The sequence below is a fragment of the Stenotrophomonas sp. CFBP8994 genome, from assembly GCF_034044835.1.
GTDB classification, from domain to species: Bacteria; Pseudomonadota; Gammaproteobacteria; order Xanthomonadales; family Xanthomonadaceae; genus Stenotrophomonas; species Stenotrophomonas rhizophila_A.
In genome coordinates this window covers 342,826-366,132 of the sequence record NZ_JAXCWT010000003.1, presented here as the reverse complement: position 1 = coordinate 366,132, position 23,307 = coordinate 342,826, and the positions used below count along the sequence as shown (strand labels likewise).

The following is a 23,307-nucleotide window of genomic DNA, read 5'->3' as shown; positions in this document are numbered from 1 at the left end:
GTTCCACGTGGCGGCTACAGCAGCGGGGAGGCCAGGCGGGCGAACGCCTCGGGCACCCGGTGCAGCCACAGCGAGCGCTGCCGGTCGTTGCGCACGGGCGTGGAAGCGGCGAATTCCGCGATGAGGATTTTCTCCAGTTCCGCCACGCACTGGGCGCTGCTGATCATCATCGACAGTTCGAAGTTGAGGCGGAAACTGCGGTGGTCGAAATTGGCGCTGCCGGCGATGCAGACGTCGTGGTCGGCGATGAACGCCTTGGTGTGCAGCATGCGCGGGCCGTACTCGTAGATCTTGACCCCGGCCTGCAGCAGCTCGTCGAAGTAGGAGCGGGCGGCCTGGGTGACGAACCAGGAGTCGCTCATCTTGGGCACCAGCAGGCGCACGTCCAACCCGCCCAGTGCGGCCGAGGTGAGCGCCATGCGCGCGGCTTCACCCGGCACGAAGTAGGGCGTGACCAGCCACACGCGCTCGCGCGCTTCATGGATGGCGGCCACCTGCAGGCGGTGAATGGTTTCCCAGCCCGAGTCCGGGCCCGAGACCAGCACCTGGGCGTTGATGGCGCCGTCCTGGCGGCCCGGCATGTCGGTGGGCCACAGCTGGGCGATGTTGAAGCGCTCCTTCGGTTCGCCGGTGGCGTAGATCCAGTCTTCGACGAACACCAGCTGCAGGCTGCGCACCACGTGGCCGGTCAGGCGCATGTGCAGGTCGCGGTAGGCATCGGGTCGGCGGCTTTCGTCTTCTTCGTCGGTGATGTTGATACCACCGGTGAAGGCGACGCGTCCATCGATCACCACCAGCTTGCGGTGGGTCCGCATGTTCATCCACGGCCGCTTGAACGGTTTGAGCAGCTGGCGTGGGTGGAACCAGGCCACTTCGGCGCCCGCATCACGCAGCGGCTTGAGGAACCGCGTGCGGATGCCGGACGAGCCCACCGCATCCAGCAGCAGGCGCACGCGCACGCCGGCCTTGGCGCGTTCGACCAGGGCATCGCGCAGCGCGGTGCCGGCGTGGTCGGGATTGAAGATGTAGTACTCCACGTGCAGGTGGTCGCGCGCCTGCGCGATGGCCTTCAACAGCGCGGCATAGGTCTGCGCGCCATCCACCAGCCACTCCACTTCGGTGGCCGAGCTGGGGGAAAGGCCGGTGGTGGCCTGCGCGATCTTGGCTAGTTCGGTGCAGTCCGCATCAGGCGGGCACACGCTGCTGTAGTGCTCCATGCCGGACCGCGCGCGGCCACGGCGCAGGCGCTGCCGTTTCACCTTCTGCGGCCCGAGCAGGTAGTACACGAACAGGCCCAGATAGGGCAGGGCGGCCAGCGAAAGGATCCAGCTGAGCGTGGCCACCGGCTCGCGCTTCTGCAGCATGATCCAGCCGATCAACCACAGCAGGTACAGGACGTAGGCAGCGATGAGCAGCGGGCGCAGGTGCGGAAAGGCATCCAGCCAGTGGAGCCAGTCGGCAAGCGCGGGGTAGGTGGCAAGCATCCGCGGATCATAGCCGGACAAAGGCGTCCGACGCATGCGTGACTGTTTTGGCCTTGAAGTCGGGGCGCCTGTAGCCCGAGTCTCTTGACGCACAACAGGGTGTCATGGAGCAAGGGATGGCGGTCAACTGGTCAGGCGGTCTAATCCGCTGGATGCCCCACAGGGACAGGCAGGGCAAGGCCTTCCCATTGAATCACCTGCATCCCTTTCGTCTCAACTACGCCCTGCTTGCCGCTAAGGGGCACCCCAGCCGGGAGGTCGTGCTGTATGTCGGCTTTGGGCTTCATTGCTTCTCTGTGCAGAGTCGTGGAGCTGATGACGACATGATTTCCGACAATCGCGAGTGCCGCGCATTTGATGGTGTTCGATACACGTTGTCGAAGCGGCTTCCGGAGATCATCCGCCACGTGATCGAAGGGCGACAATCCTGCGAGCGCACCGCAGCGGACAACTATGTCGCCGTGCGGCTGGACAGCGGCGAACGCTATGGCGTCTTCTTCAACCTTAAACGGTGGAAGCGGCACGGCTCGAACAGTGTGCTGCTGCTGGTGCAATCCGCGTATCCGCTTGATCCGCGCAAGCCGCATCCCGGCAAGGGACGCTATTCCTTCAATCTTTTATTGGGAGAGATCCTGCGGGGACGCGCAAAGCAGGACGATGAACCCGATCCAAGACGATTCGCGGATGTACTGGAGGCGCCTCAAGAACGAAAGCCCCGGCCAGCGATGCTGGGCGAGGCTCCGTGAGTCCGATTCCCTTGAATATACCCGGGCCGGCCGGGACCTGGTGACCAGGTGGGATGCGCAATGGCTCGGCTATGTGTTGCTTGCGCCTGACCATGGTGGAACGGCCCCGGATTGATGTCAATGGCCGAACGCGCCAACAAAAAAAGCGCCCCTGTTTCCAGGGGCGCTTTCCAGTCGCGTCATGACTTGGTGTTGCGTCTTACTGCTGCTGCTGGAACCCGATCTTCTTCATCTGCGCGTTCTTCGCGGCGGCCAGAACCTTGGCCATCACGTCGTACTCGGAGTCCGGGCTGGCGTCGATGCGCAGCTCGGGCTGGTTGGTCGGGTCACGCTGCACTTCCTGTTCCATACGCTGCTGGAGCTCAGCCGTTGCAACCGGGCTGTTGTTCCAGAACACCTGGTTGCTGGCGTCGATCCGCAGCTCGATCGGCGGCGGCGGTTCGACCAGCTGCGGCGGTGGGTTGAGCACGCGCTGCGGCAGGTCCACGGCGATCGGGTACGTCATGATCGGCGCGGTAACGATGAAGATGATCAACAGCACCAGCATCACGTCCACGAGGGGCGTAACGTTGATGTCGGCCATTGGGCCCTTGCCACCACCAGAACTGAATGCCATGGCTTACTGCCCCTTCTCTTTGGTGGCCACGAAGCCAACGTCGAGCATGCCCTGCTCCTGCGCGACCTTCGTCATCTCGTTGATGACGCGCATCTTGGTGGTGCGGTCACCACGCAGATTGAGCGGGGGCTGGGGGGTCTGCTGGGCGGCGGTCGCCAGGCGAGACTCGAGAGTCTGCTTGTCGATCTCTTCGTCGTTCCAGTAAATCGAGCCGTCTTCCTTCACCGCCAGGGTGATGGGGCCCTTGCGATCAGCCGCATCTTCCGGCTTCTGCACCAGGTTGGCCTCAGGCAGGTCGACCTTGACCTTATGGGACATCAGGGGCGCCGTGATGATGAAGATGATCAGCAGCACCAGCATCACGTCCACGAGGGGCGTAACGTTGATGTCGGCCATGGGGCCGCCGCTGTTACCACTACTGAAAGCCATAACGGGCTCCGTCTAGATCGTGTTGACTACGTTCTCGCTGGGTACAGCGCGTCGCAATTAGCGGACGCGCGAACCGGTGGCGAAGAAGTCGTGCAGGTCGTGAGCGAACGTATCGAACTTGCTGATCGTGGCGCTGTTGATCTTGCTGAAGAAGTTGAAGGCGAACACGGCCGGGATTGCCACGAACAGACCGATGGCGGTCATGATCAGGGCTTCACCCACCGGGCCGGCAACGGCGTCGATGGAGGCCGAACCGGTTGCACCGATCTTGATCAGCGCGCCGTAGATGCCCCACACGGTGCCGAGCAGACCGACGAACGGAGCGGTTGCACCGACGGTGGCCAGCAGGGTCATGCCCGACTGCAGGTTGTTGCTTTCGCGGGTCACGGCCTGACGCAGGGCGCGGTCGACGAACTCCGAACGGCTCAGGTTTTCACCCAGGCCACCGGTGGCGCCACCTTCGGCACGCTGGTGGTGGGCAGCAGCCTGGGCTGCGTCCAGGGCGATCTTGGAGAACGGCTCGGAAGCCGGCTGTTCTTCCATGGCGCGGATGGCGTCCTGTGCGTTCGGGGTATCCCAGAACAGGCTCACGACCTTGTCAGCAGCGCTCTTCAGGCGGGTAGCACGGAAGATGTTGATGACGGTCCAGTACCAGGACATGGCCGACATGATCACCAGGGTCAGAAGCACGACCCAGGAGACGGCGAAGTCGCCCGGCTTGGAGGTCATTTCGTGGATCAGATGCTCGAAGCCCATCTGCGAGAGGGCATTCGACGGGTTGCCCCCGGCAGCAGCGGCGATGAAGAGTTCCTGCAGCATGACGCTTACCTTTGTTGTGTGTGGTGATGAATGTTGTAGCTAGGTTCAAGTGACAGGAGGGTGGCCGGCAGGCCACCCGGCCCATCAATTCAGCGCAAAGTTGACCGGGACGCGGACGCGACCTGCAGCTTTCTTCCCGCCCGATTCGGCTGCGTTGAAGCGCCATTTACGGGCGGCTTCCATCGCTGCACGGTCCAGATCGCGGTTACGGCTGGACTTTTCGACCGACACATTGGTGACGTTGCCGTTGGCATCGACATCAATGATCAGGATCACTTCACCCTGGATACCTGCGCGGAACGCGGCCGGCGGGTAACGCGGGGGATTCATGGCCTTGGACGAGATATCGACGCTGGCCTCGATGGAACTCGGGGGCTGCGGCGGGCTCGGCGGACTCGGCGGCGTGACGATGTCGTTCGGACGCGGTTCCGGCACGTCGATCACCGGCGCCTGCGGCGGCGGCGGCACCGGCGAGGGCTTGGGCGGCGACAGGTTCTTGACCGGCGGCGGCGGCGTTTCAGTCGGCGGCGGCGGCGGCGGCGGCGGTGGGGGCGGCGGCGGAGCGTCGACCAGGGTCACCATGATGTTGCGTTCCTTCTCCGTCACGGCCTTGGGGGCCACGGCGGGGATGAGGAGCAGCATCAGGGCGGCGAGATGCAATGCGATTACAAAGGCGATACCCACGATGCGCGGCCAGCTGAGGCCGGTGTCATCGCGTTGTTCGTACCTGTGAACGACTAGTTGTTCCGTCATGCGCCAAGAGCTCATTAGTGGGGCCGGGTACCTGGGGACAGATAGCCCATGATCAGCGGTGCATGACACCGCAGGAACCTCCAAGCTTATACCAATCCTGAGCGCCTGCGCATCACTCACGCAGGCGTTCAGGCGTTATTCCTACTTACTTCAGGTTGATGATTTTCTTGGCATCCGCCTGGTTCTTCACACCCTTCGCCAGCGCCTGCTGGGCGGCCGTCTTGGCCTCCGGAATGCGACCTTCCGAATGCAAGACACGTGCCAGGTTCAAGTAGGTTTCACCGTCCTTGGAAAGCGGGGCGGCCTTCTGCCACGCTTCGATCGCCTTTTCGACCTGCGGCGGTTCCGAGTAGTAGTACGCCTGGGCCTGGGCCAGGTACACCTGGTAATCCGGCTTCAGGATGCCCTTCTGCAGGCCATCGTTGATCACCGCGATGACCTCGGCTTCCTTCTTGTCCGAGTTGGCGTAGATGGAGTACGCCTGCTTGTACTCGCGCTCCTCGGTCAGCTGGCCGCCCTTGAAGAGCTTGTCCATGACCGCACCGGCCTTGTCCATCTGGTCGGCCTGCAGGTACATGCTGGCCAGGTTCATCTGGGCCTTCTTGTCGGCCGGGTTCTTGGCAGCAAGGGCTTCAGCCTGCTTCACTGCTTCACCGGTCTGGCCGGACTCGGACAGGGCGGCCATCAGCAGCTGGTTCCAGTTGTCCTTCGGCTCGGTGGCGCCGGCGATGGCCTGCTGGATCACCGGCACCGCTTCCTGGTAGCGCTCGAGCTGGTACAGGGCCTGGCCCTTGATGATCAGCTCTTCCGGCTTGGTCGACTTGGTTTCAGCGAAGTACTTGTCCAGGGTGGCCAGGCCTTCGGCAAGCTGGTCGTCCTGGATCTGCAGCTGGCCCAGCATCAACATCGACTGGAAGTGGCCGTTGTTGTCCAGGCCATTGAATTCCAGCACCTGCAGCAGGTACTTCTTGGCAGCGGCGTTGTCGTCGGTGTTGTAGGCGGCCTGCGAGGCGAGCTGCGCGGCCAGCGACTTGTCGTACGCATTGGCGGCGCTGTTGCCCAGGATTTCATTGGCCGCAGCCAGCGTCTCGGGGAACTTCTGATCGTTGTAGCTGTCGATCATCTTCTGCAGCTGCTTGCCCAGCTTCGGCGATGCCTTGATGTCCGGCTCGGCGCGGGTGGCCTGCGGGTACAGCGCTTCAGCCTTGGCCTGGTCCTTCTTGCCACCACGGCGATCGGCGCTGCGATCGGTGGAGCGGGTCTGGGCGACGGCGTCAGTGACCACAACGCCACCAATGGCGGTCGCGATGAGGACGGAAAGCACGGCTTGCTTGTGGTTGCGGAAAATCATCTTTCACCTCGATCGAACCGCCGCGGCGGCATCAAAACGGACTGTCAGAAAAATCTGAGCCGCCAAACGTATCAGAAACCGATGGCGTGAGAAATCGTTTCCGATGCTGCAATACAGCATCCTTTAGTCGAATCACCCGCACTTCGGGCGCCGTCCAGCGGCCTGGGCCTGCTGGAAAACGCCGGTCAGGGCGGGGGCATCGCGTTGCAGCTCCCGGATCCGGTTGGCCGGGTCCGGGTGGGTGGACAGCCATTGCGGGGAACGCCCGCCGCTGGCGGCCATCATGTTCTGCCACAGGTTGACCGCCTGGGCCGGGTCGAACCCTGCCTCGGCCATCAGCCGCTGGCCGACCACGTCGGCTTCGCTTTCCTGGGTGCGCGACCCGGGCAGAAGGAAGGCGGCCTGTGCGCCGGCACCGCCGAGCTGGTTGACCGTGCTGGCCGCGCCGTCGCCGTATGCCGCGCCGGCCAGCGCACCAAGCACGGCCAGGCCGGTCTGCGCGCCCATCTGGCGGGTGAGGCGCTCTTCGTGGTGGCGCGAGATGACGTGGCCGATCTCATGCCCGATCACGGCGGCGAGCTGGTCCTGGTTCTTGGCCACGGTGAAGATGCCGGTGTTCACGCCGACCTTGCCGCCGGGCAAGGCGAAGGCGTTCGGCTCGGCATCGACGAATACCGCGGTCTCCCACCGTACGCCACGGTACTGAGGCGGCAGCTGCGCGACCAGCGCATTGACCACGCACTGCACGTAGCCGTTCTGGCGGCCGTCGCTGCTGATCTTCTGCTTCTGTTTGGTTTCGGCGAAGGCCTGCGCGCCAAGCTGGTCCAGCTCGGCCTGCGATACACCGCCCACCATCTGCTTGCGCCCGGTGGGCGAGGTGGTGGTGGCGCAGGCGCTGAGCGCCAAGGTGATGACAAGTCCGAGCAGCAAGGGTTTCAAAGGCGGGGACTCCCGTGTTCATGTCTGCAGTGTGGCGGGCCGAATGTAAGGTTTTGTCAAACCGTCGAGTCAGTGCAAGCCCAGGAATACCAGCGCCGCCAGGGCGATGGCGTTGTTCAACGCATGCGCCACGATCGGGGCCCACAAGGTGCCGGTACGCTGGTAAAGCCACGCGAACGCGGCGCCCATGCCGCCGTACACCAGCCACAGTTGGGCGATTTCCCACGGGCCGTTGGCACTGGTGCCGGGCACTTCGTGGACCAGCGCGAACGCCAGGCTGCTGAGCAGCATGCCCAGCCATGGGCGACCGGCCTGCCACAGGCGGCCGAACAGCACGCGGCGGAACAGCAGTTCTTCGTAGGCCGGGGCGAGCACGATCGCGAACAGGGCCAGGAACCACGGGAAACGGGCCAGCGCCTGTTCCATCAGGGCCAGGTTGGTGGGTACCGGTTCAATGCCCGCCTGCCGGGCCAGCCAGGCGATGCCGTTGCTGCCGATGATCACGCCCACCGCAACCAGCGCGGTCCAGCCCCAGGTGGACGGCCGGCGGGCCGCCTCGAACGAGGCGCGGCGCTCGGTGGCGTCGGCACGGCGCCTGAGGAAGTACAGGAAAATCGCAGCGCCGCCGGTGGCGAACACGGCCATCAGGATCTGCGCGAGCGCGCCAGGCTGGCCCACCTGCTGGGCCAGCGCATCGGCCGCTTGCGCGCCGGTGTCGCGAACCACGATCACGGCGCGGTAGAGGCCCCATAGCAGGCCGCTGGCCATGCTCAAGGCGAGCAGCGAGAGCGTGGCGATACCGAGATCGATCAGGAATCCCGCGATCGGGGAGCCTGGTTTCCGTTGGGGCGCCTTGGGCAGGGCGGGCGGCAGCGGAGGCGTGGTGGACGCCGGGGCGGTAGCGGACATCGGGTTCCTGGCAGCAATAGGCGGTGGCCAGGCCGGTTGCAGGTCGCAACCGGCCGGCCCTGAGCCGATTGTGTCAGATATCCAGGTTGGCGACCCGCAGCGCGTTGTCTTCGATGAAATCGCGGCGCGGTTCCACCACGTCACCCATCAGGGTGCTGAAGATCTGGTCGGCCGCCACGGCGTCCTCGATGCGCACCTGCAGCAGCCGGCGCGTATCGGGGTTCACGGTGGTGTCCCACAGCTGTTCGGGATTCATTTCGCCCAAGCCCTTGAAGCGCTGGATCTGGCGACCCTTCTTGGCTTCGTCCAGCAGCCAGTTGCGGGCATCGGCGAAACCACCGATCTCCGACGACTTGGCACCGCGGACGATCTTGGCACCTTCACGCACCAGCCCATGAAGCAGCAGCGAGGACTGGTGCAGGGCACGCAGTTCGCCGGTTTCGAAGGCCGACAGCGGCAGCACCTGGATCAACTGTTCGCCCATGTGGCGACGGGTGACCAGCAGCGCAGCGGGACGCTCTTCGGTGGGTTCCTGCAGTTCCAGGCTGAAGCGCGGCGAGCCCAGGCTGCCCTGGTTGAGGCGCTTGGCCAGTGCGGCCAGACCTTCGTCGGCGCCTGCCTTGCGCAGGTGCTCCAGGTCCATCGGAGTGAAATCGACCAGGGCTTCAAGCACCTGGCGGTCGTAGCGATGGGCATTGCGGCCGATCGCTTCCTGCGCCGAGGCGTAGGCCAGCAGCAGCTTTTCCAGGGCGACGCCTTCGATGGCCGGCTCGTTCTCGGCCGGAATCAGCGAGGCGTTTTCGACCGCGTTGCTGGCCAGGTAGGCATCCAGCGCGGGGTCGTCCTTCAGGTACAGCTCCTGCTTGCCCTGCTTGATCTTGTACAGCGGCGGCAGGCCGATGTAGACGTGGCCACGCTCGATCAGCTCCGGCATCTGCCGGTAGAAGAAGGTGAGCAGCAGGGTGCGGATGTGCGCACCGTCGACGTCGGCGTCGGTCATGATGATGATGCGGTGGTAGCGCAGCTTGTCCGGGTTGTACTCGTCGCGGCCGATGCCGGTGCCCAACGCGGTGATCAGCGTACCGACCTGGTCGGAGGCCAGCATGCGGTCGAAGCGGGCACGTTCCACGTTGAGGATCTTGCCGCGCAGCGGCAGCACGGCCTGGTTCTTGCGGTTGCGGCCCTGCTTGGCCGAACCACCTGCGGAGTCACCCTCGACGATGAACAGTTCGGACAGCGCCGGGTCCTTCTCCTGGCAGTCGGCCAGCTTCCCGGGCAGGCCGGCGATATCCAACGCGCCCTTGCGGCGGGTCAGGTCGCGCGCCTTGCGCGCGGCTTCGCGGGCGCGGGCGGCATCGACGATTTTGCCGGCGATGGCCTTGGCTTCGTTCGGGTTTTCCTGCAGGAACTCTTCCAGGCGCTGGCCGAACGCGCTTTCTACGGCCGGACGCACATCCGAGCTGACCAGCTTTTCCTTGGTCTGGCTGGAGAAGCTGGGGTCGGGCACCTTCACCGAGAGCACGGCGATCATGCCTTCGCGCATGTCGTCGCCGGTCAGGTTGATCTTGGCCTGCTTGGCGATGCCGTTCTGCTCGATGTAATTGTTGAGCACACGGGTCAGCGCGCCGCGGAAGCCGGCAAGGTGGGTACCGCCGTCCTTCTGCGGGATGTTGTTGGTGAAGCAGTACATCGTTTCCTGGTAGGAATCGGTCCACTGCAGCGCCACGTCGACGGTGATGCCGTTGGATTCGCCGGTGACCGAGATCACGTTCGGGTGCAGCGGGGTCTTCAACTGCGCCAGATGCTCCACGAAGCTGCGGATGCCGCCTTCGTAGTGGAAGTCGTCACGGCGGCCATCGCCACGCTCATCGACCAGGACGATCTTGACCCCGGAGTTCAGGAACGAGAGTTCGCGCAGGCGGCGCGCCAGGATCTCGTAGTGGAACTCGACGTTGTCGTGGAACGCGACCACCGACGGCCAGAAGCGCAGGGTGGTACCGCGCTTCGTGCTGGTTTCGACCTGGGCCAGCGGGCTTACGGCCGCGCCATCGGCGTATTCCTGGTGGAAGTGGAAGCCGCTCTGGAAGATGTCCAGGGTGAGCTTCTGCGACAGTGCGTTGACCACGCTGACGCCGACGCCGTGCAGGCCGCCGGAAACCTTGTAACTGTTGTCGTCGAACTTGCCGCCCGCGTGCAGCACGGTCATGACCACTTCGGCAGCGGACACGTCGCGGCCGAGCTTCTGGCTCATCTGTCCGTGCTTGCCGGTGGGGATGCCACGGCCGTTGTCGGACACGGAGACCGAGCCGTCGGCGTGGATCGTCACCGCAACGTGGTCGGCGTGGCCTGCCAGCGCTTCGTCGATGGAGTTGTCGACGACTTCGAACACCATGTGGTGCAGACCGGTGCCGTCATGGACGTCGCCGATGTACATGCCGGGCCGCTTGCGGACCGCCTCCAGGCCTTCCAGGGCGGTAATGCTGTTGGCGTCGTAATTGCCGGTAGGTGCCGGAGTGTTCTGTTCTTCAGTCATTGCGCTTGCCATAGGCTCCGCAGTTCGGGCCGCCGCAGGAAGCGGGGCGCCGATGGATAAGGGGTTGCAACAGCAATTATACCAGCCGGGCGCTTCGGCCCCTGCCGGCACTATGGCACAAGCTGGACGTGGCCATGTTCCACGTGGAACCGGGTGATATCGGTGCGGTCCTGCAGCGCGGCGGGCGTTTCGGTGGCGGTGATGAATATCTGCGCCGGGCCTGCGCGCAGACGATCCAGTACCCGGGCTTGATGGGTCCGATCCAGCTCGGACGCGAGGTCATCCAGCGCGATTACCGGCCATTCGCCGCGCTGTTCGGCGTAATCCTCTGCCTGGGCCAACAGGCAGGTGAGGGCGGTGAGTTTGGCCTGCCCGCGCGAGAGCGCGTCGCGGCCGGGAATGCTGGCAAACCCCACGCTCCAGTCGGCCCGGTGCGGGCCCACGGAGGTGTAGCCCGCCAACCGGTCACGTTCCCGGGCCAACAGGAGGGCGTCGGACAGGGAAAGCTCGTGTTTGCGCCAGCCGGGGCTCAGGGTCAGTGACTGGATGCCCAGGTTCGGGGCCAGATCCTGCGCCAGGCCAATGGTTCGGTCCTGCAGGCGGTCCAGGTAGTGCTGGCGCCGGGTGGTGAGCGGTTCGCCGGCTTCTGCCAGCTCGCGGTCCCATGCATCCAGTGCATTCGGGTGCCCGCCTTGCTTGAGAAGGGCATTGCGCTGCTTCAGCGCCCGCGAGTACCGCCGCCAGAGGGCGAGGAAGTCTGGTTCCACGTGGAACAAACCCCAATCCAGGAACCGGCGACGCGGCTCGCCGCCACCGCTGACCAGCGCGTGGCTGCCCGGCTCAAAGGTGACAACAGCCAAGGCCGCGCAAAGGTTTCCCAGCTGCGCAACGTCTTCACCATCCAGCCGTCCCTTCCATTCCTGCCCGCTGTGGCGCAGCCCGGCTTTGCGGCGCGCGGCCGATTCCGCCCCTGAACGCTGTTCGTCCCATTCAACGAAGACATCCAAAGCGTCCTGGCCCTGGCGCACCAGCCCATCCCGCACGCGACCGCGGAAACTGCGCCCGTAGGCCATTACGTGCAGCGCTTCGAGCACGCTGGTCTTGCCTGCGCCGTTGTCGCCAGTGATCAGGTTGATGCCCGGTTGCGGCGCCAGTTCCACGCTGTCGAAGCGGCGAACCTGGTGCAGGGACAGACGACGGATGTGCATGCGGTCGGATCAACGCCGCAGATGCGGCAGAGAGGTTGGGGGAATCGATCAGCTTACTGCATCGGGGTGGATTCGCCGCACGTTCGAGACGCCGTGAATCCTTTGAAATCTGACAGAGCGTCAAGGGTGAAGCCGTGCAGATTTCAAGAAATTCGCGCGTCTTCGGGATGGGGGTGCACGTCGGGCAAATGGGATTACCCGCTCGATTCTTTGAAATCTGAAACGCGGAGCAGGGTAGGCGTTCTCAGATCTTGCGAGATTGACGTCTTCCATTTCTGGCTATCCACAGGGGGTCTGTATGACTTATGCACAATCTCTGCACAATCTGTGGATAAAAAAGGCACCTTGGGTACCGCTGAAAGATATCCACAGGTTGAACCCCAGGCTCAGACCCTGTTCTACCGGGGGTTTCAGCACCATATTTCCCTTTAAATTCAGGGAGATAAGGTACTTTTCAACCAAATCTGCCTCTACCACCACCACCTAGCTTTAGATTTATATACAGTTTTTAAAAGCTTAGAGCTGGGAATCAGGGGGCAAACCCACGCGTTCTGCGAACCTGGTGAACCATGCCCTGCTTGGCTGATCTTGTCGTGAGATTTGAACGTCCCCCGCCTCGAGTAGGTTCGGTTGTCCAACCGCAGCGGCAAGAAGCAAGATCACAAGCAGTCACGCACGGCCTGGCTATACGCGTGCTGCTTGTCCGAGGATCCACGTGGAACGTCCGAGCAAAAAGAAACCCGGCGCTTGGCCGGGCTTCCTGGTTACCGCGGTTCCACGTGGAACCAAGCATCCGGTCAGAGACGCAGCGGCATTACCACGTGGCGCGACTTCTCGCTGCTGGCTTCGCGAACCAGGGCCGAGGAGTTGGAGTCGCGCAGCTGGATGACCACGTGCTCATCGCGCAGTGCGGACAGGGCATCCAACAGATAGTTCACGTTGAAGCCAATGGCCAGATCGCTCACGGTGGTATCCGCTTCGATCTCTTCCTGGGCTTCTTCCTGCTCCGGGTTGTGCGCGCTGATCTTCAGGTTGCCCGGCGAGACTTCCACGCGGATGCCGCGGTACTTCTCGTTGGACAGAATCGCGGCACGCTGCAAGGAGGCACGCAGGGCTTCGCGATCCACCTTCACTTCACGGTCGGCACCGATCGGAATCACGGCCTCGTAATCCGGGAAGCGGCCGTCGATCAACTTCGAGGTGAAGGTCACATCGTCGCGCTTGACGCGCACGTGGCTGCGGCCGACTTCCAGTTCGATCTCACGATCCCCGCTTTCCAGCAGGCGCTGCAGTTCGGTTACGCCCTTGCGCGGCACAATGATCTGGCGCTTGGCGCCACTGGCCTTTTCCAGGTCGGTTTCGCATAGCGCCAGGCGGTGGCCGTCGGTGGCAACAGTGCGCAGCGCATCGCCGCGCAGGTCAAACAGGAGGCCGTTGAGGTAGTAGCGCACGTCCTGCTGGGCCATCGCGAACGCGGTGCGTTCGATCAGCTCCTTCAGGGTGGCTTCGCCGATGGCCACGCGCTCGGTGGCTTCCACTTCGTCCACCGACGGGAAGTCATTGGCCGGCAGCGTTGCCAGGGTAAAGCGGCTGCGGCCGGCCTGCACGGTGATCTTGTCACCGGTCTGCGAGACGGTGATCCGGCTGCCGTCGGGCAGGGCGCGGATGATCTCGAACAGTTTGCGTGCCGGGATGGTGGTCTCGCCGTCCTGGGCATCATCCACCGCGATCCGCGACACCATCTCCACTTCCAGGTCGGTACCGGTCAGCGACAGCTGCCCGTTCTGGACCTGGACCAGGAAATTAGCCAGAACCGGCAAGGTCTGGCGGCGTTCGACCACGTTGACGACTTGTGCCAACGGCTTGAGAAAGGCTTCGCGCTGCAGTGTGAAACGCATGTGGTTCCGTGCCCCTATGCTTTAAAAAGATGTGGAATAAATCAAAAGCTTGGTGGTGATGGTAGAGCCAGAATTGCGGGAAAACACATCTAAGTATTTGTAAATAAAGGCTTTTATGGCCTCGAAACCCTCTGCACTACTACCCCCCAAGGGGTGGGGAAGCCTGTGGATAAAAATCCCGCCAACTCAAACCGGTTTTTTATCCACAGCCTGTCCCTCGCTTACACCCGGATTTTGCACCGTTTTATGCGATGACGCCTATGCGGCGTACATGCATCATTCGCTCAACTTCCGGATCAGCTTGTCCCAGTCTTCCCGCAACTTGCCGTCGGTCTCCATCAACGTCCGGATCTGCCGGCACGCATGCAGCACCGTGGTGTGGTCACGACCGGCAAAGGCATCGCCGATTTCCGGCAGGCTGTGCTCGGTCAGCTCCTTGGTCAGCGCCATGGCGACCTGTCGCGGACGGGCCAGTGAGCGGGTCCGGCGCTTGGACAGCAGATCCTTGATCTGCAGCCCGTAGTAGTCGGCCACGGTTTTCTGGATGTTGGGAATGCTGATGGCCTGCTGCTGGGCACGCAGCAGGTCGCGCAGGGTTTCCTGGGCGAAGTCGGTGGTGATCGCGCGGCCGGTGAAGTTGGCACGGGCGGTCAGGGTATTGAGCGCACCTTCGAGGTCGCGGACATTGGAGCGCATCTTCTTGGCAATCAGAAACGCCACATCGTCGGGAATCTCAGCACCGCGTTCGCGGGCCTTGGCCAGCACGATCGCGGCGCGCGTTTCGAAGTCCGGCGGCTCGATGGCCACCGACAGGCCCCAGGCAAGCCGCGACTTCAGGCGCGCTTCCAGGCCTTCGACTTCGCGCGGGTACCGGTCGCAGGTGAGGATGATCTGCTGCTTGCCGTCGAACAGGGCGTTGAACGTGTGGAAGAACTCTTCCTGGGTTCGGTCCTTGCCGGCGAAGAACTGGATGTCATCGATCAGCAGCGCGTCCACCTGCTGGAACTGGCGCTTGAACTGATCCATGGTTTTTTCCTGCAACGCACGGATCATGGCGCTGAAGAACTGTTCCGAACGCAGGTACAGCACCTTGGCGGCCGGGTTGGCCTGGCGCATGGCGTTGCCGGCGGCGAACATCAGGTGGGTCTTGCCCAGGCCGGTGCCGCCGTACAGCAGCAGCGGGTTGTGCGCCCGATCGCCCGGTTTCTGGGCGGCCTGGAACGCTGCGGCCAGGCCCAGCTGGTTGCTGCGGCCTTCCACGAAGTTGGTGAAGGTGTAGTGCGAATCCAGGTTGCCGGCGAACGGCACCAGCGGCTCAACCGGCGCAGCGGGCGCCGAATGGCCCGGAATCGGCGCGATCTGCGCCTCCACGGCCCGCGGACGCGAGCCGATTTCAAGAAAAACGTCGCCAAAACCGGCGAAGTGCGCCAGCAGTTCCTTGATCCGCGCCAGGTACAGCTCGCGCACCTGGTCGACGATGAAGGCGTTTGGCGCATAAAGCACCAGGCTGTCCGCGCGCAGATCGGCCTGCAGCGGCTTCAACCAGGTGTGAACATCTTCGGGCGGGAACTCCGCCTCAAGGCGTTCGAGACAACGGGACCAGGCATCCATCGGCAATAATCGTCTGGGGCCGGCGGTTGGGGCGCAGAAAGCCGCCGTGCCGCAGGCCGGAAGGGGAAAGAATGGATGGCGCAGCCTACCACCGACGCGGGGTGCCGGGAATGGTTGTCCCGAAGTTATTCACAAAATGATCCACAGCTATTGCACAGGCCGGTGAAATCCCGTAGTGACATGGGCTTGACGCGCCCCGGGGTAGGTCTATAGAATTTCCGGTTCTTTCCGTCCCCTTCATATAGAGGCCCGCATGGCCACCAAGCGCACTTTCCAACCCAGCAACCTCAAGCGTAAGCGCGACCATGGCTTCCGTGCCCGTATGAAGACCGCTGACGGCCGCAAGATCCTGTCGCGTCGCCGCGCCAAGGGCCGTAAAGTCCTGAGCGCTTGATTGCAATGCCGCTTCCCGCGGCAGACGCAATCCTGACTGTGAGCAGTTCCGACCCGCGCAAGCGATTTCCTCGCTCTGCGCGGGTTCGTACGCGTGCCGAATATACAACGGTCTTCAACGGCGCCCGCCGTGTGTCCGAACCGCTGATGACCCTGCACTGGCTGAAGAGCGACACGCCGGCCAGGCTGGGTCTTGCCGTTTCGCGCAAAGTCGATCCCCGAGCCGTGGGTCGCAACCGTATCAAGCGAGTGCTGCGCGACGCCACCCGCCACCTACGGCCGTGGATGACGTCCGGCGATTACGTCGTGGTTGCCCGCAGTTCCGCCCGTACCGCAAGTAATTCCGAGATCCGCCAGGCCTTCGAGCGCCTGCTGCGCCGGCTGGGCGCATTGCCCATGCCGGGCGCGGACGGCACAATGCCGCCGCCCGGGGTTGCACCCCTTTCCCAGTCCGAGCCGGCACCTGCTGCCGGCCCCGTCGAGCCTGCACGCTGATGAACCAGACCCGCGTTTTCCTGATTGTTGCCTGGCTGATGGTGGCCATCCTGCTGTGGATGCAGTGGGGTAGCGACAAGGCCCAGCCGGCGCCTACCGCGCCGGTGGCCGCCCAGACCCAGGCACCGGTGCCGGGTGCAACGGGCGCCGTGCCCGCTGCCAACGTGCCGCAGGCCCCGGGCAGTGCCCCGGCCACCCAGCCGACCGCGCAGGCCCAGGCCGGCGCGCCGCGCGTGACCGTGACCACCGACGTGCTGCGCCTGGTGCTCGACGGCGGCTCCGTGCTGGATGCGGAGCTGCTGCAGTTCCCGCAGACCAAGGACGACGGCAGCCCGCCGGTGCGCCTGCTGACCGAAGACCCGGCTCACCCGTACCGCGCGGTGACCGGCTGGACCAGCCAGGACAAGAGCATGCCGGTGCCGGAAGCCAACGGCTTCACGCTGGTGGGCGATGCCAAGGACTTCGTGCTGGCCAAGGGCCAGAACGAACTGCAGATCCCGTTCGTGTGGAATGGTCCGAATGGCGTGAGCATCCGCCGCACCTTCACCGTCAACCGCAATGAATACGCGGTCAAGGTCAAGGACGAAGTGATCAACGCCGGCACCGCCCCGTGGAGCGGCTACGTGTACCGCACCCTGGACCGCACGCCGACGATCCTGTCGCGCAGCATGACCAACCCGGACTCGTTCAGCTTCAACGGCGCCACCTGGTTCGACAAGGACGGCAAGTACCAGCGCCGGGCTTTCAAGGATTACCTGGACGATGGCCCGCTGAACCAGCAGGTCACCGGTGGCTGGGTGGCGATGCTGCAGCACCACTTCTTCACCGCGTGGGTGCCGCAGAAGGACCAGGCCGCGAACTACTCGCTGTCCCAGCATGATGGCCGCGACCAGATCCAGGCCACCGGCCCGGCGTTCACCGTGGCCCCGGGCCAGCAGGTGAGCAGCGAGGCACGCCTGTGGGTGGGCCCGAAGCTGGTCAACCAGATCGCCAAGGAAGATGTGCCGGGCCTGGATCGCGTTGTCGATTACAGCCGCTTCTCGATCATGGCCGTGATCGGCCAGGGCCTGTTCTGGGTGTTGAACCAGGTCCACAAGGTCGTCAACAACTGGGGCTGGGCCATCGTGGGCCTGGTGGTGCTGCTGAAGCTGGTGCTGTACCCGCTGTCGGCGGTGCAGTACAAGAGCGGCGCCAAGATGCGTCGCTTCCAGCCGCGCATCGCGCAGCTCAAGGAACGCTATGGCGATGACCGCCAGAAGTTCCAGACCGCGATGATGGAGCTGTACAAGAAAGAGAAGATCAATCCGATGGGCGGCTGCCTGCCGATCCTCATCCAGATGCCGATCTTCTTCGCCCTGTACTGGGTGCTGGTGGAATCGGTGGAACTGCGCCAGGCCCCGTGGCTGGGCTGGATCCAGGACCTGACCGCACGCGACCCGTACTTCATCCTGCCGGTGATCAACGTGGCGGTGATGTGGGCCACCCAGAAGCTGACCCCGGCACCGGGCATGGACCCGATGCAGGCCAAGATGATGCAGATGATGCCGCTGATCTTCGGCGTCATGATGGCCTTCATGCCGTCCGGCCTGGTCCTGTACTGGGTGGTCAACGGCGGCCTGGGCCTGCTGCAGCAGTGGTGGATGACCAAGCGCCATGGCGGCGACCCGGTCCCGGCCACCGCCAAAAAATAAAACCCCTGAAAAACCCGCCCTCCGGCGGGTTTTTCTTTGCCGGCGATACAATCGCCTGCACTCACCCACCCGCAGCACCTCACCGAGCCCCCCATGCCCCGTGCGTCGTCGTTGTTCCGCCTGCCGTCCCTGCTGCTGCTGACCCTGGCCGTTGCCAGCTGCGGCAACAACGACCCCGCCGCCCCGGCAACGCCCACCCCGACGCAGCCCAGCGCGCAGGCTGCGGCCTCCGCCGACCCCGCGGCCGCGCCGCTGCTCACCGCCCTGCAGAAGCAGCTCGACGGCCACCGCCGCATCATCGTGCTGCTGGCCGACGAAGCGCAGCAGTCCGCGCGTGACCGTGACACCTCCAGCCGCATCGGCCAGCAGTTGTTCCACGACGGGCTGGACCAGCGCCAGGCCATTGCGACCCAGTTCGATGCGTTGCTGCGCGACGGCAGCCCACAGCGCTTTGCCACCCTGGGCACGGTGCTGGACTACGTCGAATCGGCGCCGGAGCTGTACGACGCCGACCGCCTGGCGTTCCGCGAAGTGCTGCGTGACCTGCACGAGCGCATCGGCACCGATTCCTCGCTGCCGGCGGTGAAGCTGCACCAGCGCGTGGGCGAAGACCTGGACGCGCTCGATGAGATCGAGCGCAACTACAACCAGGAAATCACCAACATCTTCAGCCGCTTCGACCGCACGCGCGCGATCACCCTCAAGCGCGAGAAGTGGGACGACTACCTGGCCCACCTGCACAAGCAGTACAGCCGTGAGGCGATCCTGCGCGATTACGGCGTGATCGAGCCCTATCCGATGTCGATGAAGGACAGCGACCGCGAGATCTTCGGCCGCGACCTGCCGCCCAAGACCGTGGTGCTCACCTTCGATGACGGACCCCACAAGGCCTACACCGACGAAGTGGTGGCCATCCTCAAGCGCTACGACGTGCCAGGCGTGTTCTTCGAAGTCGGCCGCAACCTGGGCGAAGTGCATGCCGATGGCAGCGTGAAGCTGGGTCCGATGGCCGGCATCAGCCGCAACCTGATGGAACAGGGCTACGCGGTGGGCAACCACAGCCTGACCCACGCGCAGCTGTCACGCACCACCGGCGAGGCGCTGCGCCAGCAGGTGCTGGTGACCGACACGCTACTCAAGGGCGTGGACAAGCGCCGCGCGCCGCTGTTCCGCTTCCCCTATGGCGCGCGCAATGCCGAAGGCCTGCAGCTGCTCAACGAGGCCGGCCTGAAGTCGATCATGTGGAACATCGATTCGATGGACTGGGCCGACCCGGTGCCCGAATCGATCGTGCAGCGCGTGCTGGGCCAGGTGCAGAAGGAACAGCGCGGGATCATCCTGTTCCACGACATCCACGACCGCGCGGTGAAGGCACTGCCGCAGATCCTGGACCGGCTGATTGCCGAGGGCTACCAGTTCGCCGGCTGGAATGGCCGCGAGTTCACCGTCAGCCGCCCGCGCAGCGCGGCTGCCAGCGAAGCCACCGTCACCACCGGCTACGAGAAGTCGTGGGCGATCGTGATCGGCATCGACGAATACGCCAAGTGGCCGCGGCTGGAATACGCCAGCCACGATGCGCAGGCCATCGCCGATACGTTGACCGGGCAGTTCAGGTTCCCGTCCTCGCAGGTGATCGTGCTGAAGGACAAACAGGCCACCCGCAACAATATCCTGGCCGCCTTCCACGACCGCCTGGCCGACGACCGCACCGGCCGCAACGACCGCGTGTTCGTGTTCTTCGCCGGCCATGGCGCCACGCGGCGGTTGGCGTCGGGCCGCGACCTGGGCTACATCATCCCGGTGGATTCGGACCCCAACGAGTTCGCCACCGATGCCATCGCGATGACCGACATCCAGAACATCGCCGAAAGCATGCAGGCCAAGCACGTGATGTTCGTGATGGATGCCTGCTACAGCGGCCTGGGCCTGACCCGTGGCGGCCCCTCGTCGTCGGCCTTCCTGCGCGAGAACGCCAAGCGCAGCGCGCGGCAGATGCTCACCGCCGGTGGCAGCGACCAGCAGGTGGCCGACAGCGGCCCGAACGGCCATTCGGTGTTCACCTGGGTGCTGCTGCAGGCGCTGGCAGGCAAGGGCGACCTTAATGGCGATGGCCTGATCACCGGCACCGAACTGGCGGCCTACGTGGCGCCGGCGGTGTCGGCGGTGTCGCGGCAGACCCCGGCGTTCGGCAGTCTGCCCGGTTCGCAGGGCGGTGAGTTCGTGTTCCAGGTGCCCGACAGCCAGGAATACCTCACTGCTGATACCCGCCAGCTCTCGGCGGACGCGATCGCGCTCAACAACCGGGTGGATGCGGCGCAGGACGCCAAGCCCGCTGGCGAGGCGCCGGTGACCGTGGCCGACCTGCAGGGCGGCAAGAGCACGCTGGTGGTGCCGGCCGCCGTGCCGACCTCCGACCGCCAGCGGGCGCAGCAGGCCAACGACCGGGGCCTGCAGCTGTACCGCGAGAAGCGCTATGACGAGGCCGTTGCCCAGTTCACCGAAGCGCTGAAGCTGCGCCCGGACTTCGCCCAGGCGGCCAACAACCTCGGCTTCGTCTACTACCGCCAGCAGCGTTACGCTGAAGCGGCACGCTGGCTGGAAAACACGCTGAAGATCGACCCGTCACGCGCGGTAGCCCACCTCAACCTGGGCGATGCCTACTTCCACGGCGGCGACAAGGCCAAGGCCAGGCAGGCCTACACCACCTACCTGGCGCTGCAGCCGCAGGGCAGCGGCGCTGCCCAGGCCCGCGCACAGCTGGAGAAGCTCTGAGCCATGAACGCCGCCACCGACACCATCGTTGCCATCGCCACCGCGCCCGGTGCCGGGGGCGTGGGCATGCTGCGCGTGTCCGGCCCGCAGGCGCTGCGCATCGCCGTGGCTCTGGGCTGCCCGCAACTGCAGCCGCGGCACGCGCACTACGCGCGCTTCCGCGATGCCGCCGGCGAGGTGCTGGATGACGGCATCGCCCTGTACTTCCCGAATCCGCGCAGCTTCACCGGCGAAGACGTGGTGGAGCTGCAGGGCCACGGCAGCCCGGTGGTGCTGCAGCAGCTGGTCGGCCGCTGCATCGCGCTCGGCGCGCGACAGGCACGGCCAGGGGAATTCAGCGAGCGCGCCTTCCTCAACGGCAAGCTCGACCTGGCCCAGGCTGAGGCCATCGCCGACCTGATCGCAGCCAGCGATACCCGTGCCGCGCGCGCAGCGCGGCGCTCGCTGGATGGCGTGTTTTCGCGCCGCGTGGAAGATGCCGGCGAGCAGCTGGTGCGCCTGCGCATCCATGTGGAAGCCGCGATCGACTTCGCCGACGAACCGCTGGATACGCTGGGAGGCGATCAGGTTCGGCAGGGCCTGGGCGAAGTGCAGTTGGCGCTGGCGACGCTGCGCGACGACGCCGAACGCGGCCGCCGCCTGCGCGATGGCCTGCACGCCGTGCTGGTCGGCCCGCCCAACGCAGGCAAGAGCTCGCTGCTCAATGCACTGGCTGGCAGCGAACGCGCGATCGTCACCGACATTGCCGGTACCACCCGCGACACCCTGCGCGAAACCATCCGCATTGATGGGCTCGAGCTGACCCTGGTCGACACCGCCGGCCTGCGCGACGGCGGCGATGCCATTGAACGCGAAGGCATGCGGCGTGCGCGCGCGGAGATGCAGCGCACCGACCTGGCCATCATCGTGCTCGACGCGCGCGACCCGCAGGCCGGCCATGCCGCCGTGGCCGATGCCATCGCCGGGGTGCCGCTGCAGTTGTGGATCCACAACAAGAGCGACCTGCTGGAGGCACTGCCGGCCGACATCGATGCCAACGTCGTGCACGTCTCGGCCGCCACCGGCCAGGGCCTCGACCGCCTGCACACACGCCTGCGCGAGCTGGCCAGCGGCAGCGCCGGCGACAGCGTGGAGGGCGAGTTTTCCGCGCGCGCCCGCCACGTGGAAGCGATCACCCTGGCGATCGGCCACGCCGAGCGCGCCGAAGCAGAGCTGGTGCATGAACACCTGGAGCTGGCCGCCGAGGAACTGCGGCTGGCGCATGAGGCGCTGGGCGAGATCACCGGACGGATGAGCGCCGATGACCTGCTGGGGCGGATTTTCTCGAGCTTCTGTATCGGGAAGTAACCTCTTCTTCCGGCTGTAACACCGCGCTGGCAGAATGCGCCACGTCTCCGGCCCCGCCGCGTCGGCGGGGCGGTACCAACAGGGGTTTGCAGTGTCGAAGTCGTTGTGGGGTTGTGCGTTGCTGTTCTCGCTGGCCGTGGCACCATCGGTGGCCATGAGCGCTGAATCTTCCCCACCCGCGCCGCGCAAGGCGGCGGTGTACGGCCATCGCGGCGCCAGCGCGCTGCTGCCCGAACACACCCTGGCCGCGTACGCGCAGGCCATTGCCGATGGCGCCGACTACATCGAGCCGGACCTGGTGATGACCAAGGACGGCGTGCTGGTCTCGCGGCACGAGAACGAGATCAGTGGCACCACCGATGTGGCCACCCATCCCGAGTTCGCCAGCCGCAGAACGACCAAGACCATCGATGGCGAACGCATCGAAGGCTGGTTCACCGAAGACTTCACCCTGGCCGAGCTGAAGACCCTGTACGCCCGCGAGCGCCTGCCGCAGCTGCGCAGCACTGCCTTCGACGGCCAGTTCCGCATTGCTACGCTGGACGAGATCGTCACCTTCCTGGTCCAGCAGGCCGGTCGCGCCGGGCGCGGGATCGGGCTGGTGCCGGAGATCAAGCACGGCACCTACTTCAAGGGCATCGGCCTGCCGATGGAAGACCTGCTGGTGAAAACCCTCCAGGCCAACCCGTATACCCGCGTGGCCCCGGTGACGATCCAGTCGTTCGAGGTGGGCAACCTGCGCTATCTGCGCGCCAAGCTCGGCCGCGACAGCAACATCCGCCTGCTGCAGTTGCTGGGCGACCCGAAGCAGCAGCCGGGCGACGTGCTCGCCGCCAAGGGCAGCCAGCGCTATGGCGACATGATCACGCCCGCCGGGCTGGACCAGATCGCCGGCTATGCCGATGGCATTGGACCCAGCCTGCGCATGGTGATTCCGCTGGATGCCGCCGGCCGCCTGGGCACGCCGACCACGCTGGTGCGTGATGCGCACGCGGTAGGCCTGATGGTGGTGCCGTATACGTTCCGGCCGGAGAATGCCTTCATGGCCGCCGAATTCCGCAAGGGTGAGCCAAACACGCGCAATCCCGACGGGTCGGTGGCGGAGATGCGCGCCTACCTGGCCACCGGGATCGATGCGTTTTTCACCGATGATCCGGCATTGGGGCGCAAAGCGGTGGATGGCACCCCGTAAAAACGACGCCGCGCAGGTAGGTACCGACCGTTGGTCGGTACGGAGAATGATCGGCACGCAGCGCATCGACCAACGGTATGCCCGCCGTTGGCGGGCACCCTTCGGGCCGTCGCAAGCGACG

19 protein-coding genes are annotated in these 23,307 nt (G+C 65.0%); 7 read left to right on the top strand and 12 right to left on the bottom strand.

Translation table 11 applies throughout. The features are described 5' to 3' along the window. Positions 1-14 precede the first annotated feature (14 nt). A complete protein-coding gene (cls, locus tag SOM39_RS10120; protein ID WP_068848041.1) occupies positions 15-1,484 on the bottom strand; it encodes a cardiolipin synthase in 1,470 nt (489 codons plus the stop codon). 116 nt (positions 1,485-1,600) lie between these two features. On the opposite strand from cls, the gene SOM39_RS10115 reads away from it, so the two are divergent. After that, complete coding sequence (locus SOM39_RS10115) at positions 1,601-2,230, top strand: hypothetical protein (RefSeq protein WP_320458246.1); 630 nt, start codon at positions 1,601-1,603, stop codon at positions 2,228-2,230. Positions 2,231-2,429: 199 nt separating this feature from the next. Here SOM39_RS10115 and SOM39_RS10110 read toward each other — a convergent pair whose 3' ends face one another. The 11 genes from SOM39_RS10110 to dnaA all read right to left on the bottom strand — a co-directional run bounded on the left by SOM39_RS10110 (position 2,430) and on the right by dnaA (position 15,296). Continuing rightward, positions 2,430-2,846: an ExbD/TolR family protein gene (locus SOM39_RS10110; RefSeq protein WP_068848037.1), complete on the bottom strand. Its 417-nt coding sequence runs from the start codon at positions 2,844-2,846 to the stop codon at positions 2,430-2,432. 3 nt (positions 2,847-2,849) lie between these two features. Then, complete coding sequence (locus SOM39_RS10105) at positions 2,850-3,275, bottom strand: ExbD/TolR family protein (protein WP_068848035.1); 426 nt, start codon at positions 3,273-3,275, stop codon at positions 2,850-2,852. Positions 3,276-3,332: 57 nt separating this feature from the next. Next, positions 3,333-4,094 carry a TonB-system energizer ExbB gene (gene exbB, locus SOM39_RS10100; RefSeq protein WP_068848033.1) on the bottom strand — a complete coding sequence of 254 codons (762 nt, stop codon included), beginning with the start codon at positions 4,092-4,094 and terminating at the stop codon, positions 3,333-3,335. 84 nt (positions 4,095-4,178) lie between these two features. Beyond that, complete coding sequence (locus tag SOM39_RS10095) at positions 4,179-4,847, bottom strand: energy transducer TonB (RefSeq protein WP_068848031.1); 669 nt, start codon at positions 4,845-4,847, stop codon at positions 4,179-4,181. Between the two features lie 145 nt (positions 4,848-4,992). Then, on the bottom strand, positions 4,993-6,198 hold the full coding sequence (locus SOM39_RS10090) for a tetratricopeptide repeat protein (RefSeq protein ID WP_093535445.1): 1,206 nt from the start codon (positions 6,196-6,198) through the stop codon (positions 4,993-4,995). 132 nt (positions 6,199-6,330) lie between these two features. Next, complete coding sequence (locus SOM39_RS10085; RefSeq protein WP_093535447.1) at positions 6,331-7,137, bottom strand: M48 family metallopeptidase; 807 nt, start codon at positions 7,135-7,137, stop codon at positions 6,331-6,333. A gap of 69 nt (positions 7,138-7,206) precedes the next feature. Beyond that, entirely contained in the window at positions 7,207-8,046 is an 840-nt protein-coding gene (locus SOM39_RS10080; RefSeq protein WP_093535449.1) for a CPBP family intramembrane glutamic endopeptidase, read from the bottom strand. Between the two features lie 73 nt (positions 8,047-8,119). After that, the gene (gene gyrB / locus SOM39_RS10075) at positions 8,120-10,579 is read right to left on the bottom strand and encodes a DNA topoisomerase (ATP-hydrolyzing) subunit B (protein ID WP_068848023.1); all 2,460 of its coding nucleotides are present in this window, start codon (positions 10,577-10,579) and stop codon (positions 8,120-8,122) included. Positions 10,580-10,689: 110 nt separating this feature from the next. Next, positions 10,690-11,787: a DNA replication/repair protein RecF gene (gene recF / locus SOM39_RS10070; RefSeq protein ID WP_320458245.1), complete on the bottom strand. Its 1,098-nt coding sequence runs from the start codon at positions 11,785-11,787 to the stop codon at positions 10,690-10,692. A gap of 797 nt (positions 11,788-12,584) precedes the next feature. Further along, positions 12,585-13,685: a DNA polymerase III subunit beta gene (dnaN, locus tag SOM39_RS10065; RefSeq protein WP_068848019.1), complete on the bottom strand. Its 1,101-nt coding sequence runs from the start codon at positions 13,683-13,685 to the stop codon at positions 12,585-12,587. A gap of 276 nt (positions 13,686-13,961) precedes the next feature. After that, positions 13,962-15,296, bottom strand: coding sequence for a chromosomal replication initiator protein DnaA (dnaA, locus tag SOM39_RS10060; protein WP_068848017.1), 1,335 nt, complete (start codon positions 15,294-15,296; stop codon positions 13,962-13,964). A 253-nt stretch (positions 15,297-15,549) separates the two neighbouring features. Between dnaA and rpmH the strand changes: the two genes are divergently transcribed. The 6 genes from rpmH (at position 15,550) to SOM39_RS10030 (ending at position 23,186) form a co-directional block, all read left to right on the top strand. After that, entirely contained in the window at positions 15,550-15,690 is a 141-nt protein-coding gene (gene rpmH / locus SOM39_RS10055) for a 50S ribosomal protein L34 (protein WP_006404565.1), read from the top strand. Positions 15,691-15,695: 5 nt separating this feature from the next. Beyond that, positions 15,696-16,184 carry a ribonuclease P protein component gene (gene rnpA / locus SOM39_RS10050; protein WP_083214014.1) on the top strand — a complete coding sequence of 163 codons (489 nt, stop codon included), beginning with the start codon at positions 15,696-15,698 and terminating at the stop codon, positions 16,182-16,184. Continuing rightward, the gene (yidC, locus tag SOM39_RS10045; protein WP_068848015.1) at positions 16,184-17,875 is read left to right on the top strand and encodes a membrane protein insertase YidC; all 1,692 of its coding nucleotides are present in this window, start codon (positions 16,184-16,186) and stop codon (positions 17,873-17,875) included. Before rnpA ends, yidC begins: the two co-directional genes overlap by 1 nt. Before the next feature lie 93 nt (positions 17,876-17,968). After that, positions 17,969-20,647 carry a polysaccharide deacetylase family protein gene (locus SOM39_RS10040; protein ID WP_320458244.1) on the top strand — a complete coding sequence of 893 codons (2,679 nt, stop codon included), beginning with the start codon at positions 17,969-17,971 and terminating at the stop codon, positions 20,645-20,647. Positions 20,648-20,650: 3 nt separating this feature from the next. After that, positions 20,651-21,994 carry a tRNA uridine-5-carboxymethylaminomethyl(34) synthesis GTPase MnmE gene (gene mnmE / locus SOM39_RS10035; RefSeq protein ID WP_320458243.1) on the top strand — a complete coding sequence of 448 codons (1,344 nt, stop codon included), beginning with the start codon at positions 20,651-20,653 and terminating at the stop codon, positions 21,992-21,994. 154 nt (positions 21,995-22,148) lie between these two features. Next, entirely contained in the window at positions 22,149-23,186 is a 1,038-nt protein-coding gene (locus SOM39_RS10030; protein ID WP_320458473.1) for a glycerophosphodiester phosphodiesterase, read from the top strand. Positions 23,187-23,307: the final 121 nt, after the last annotated feature.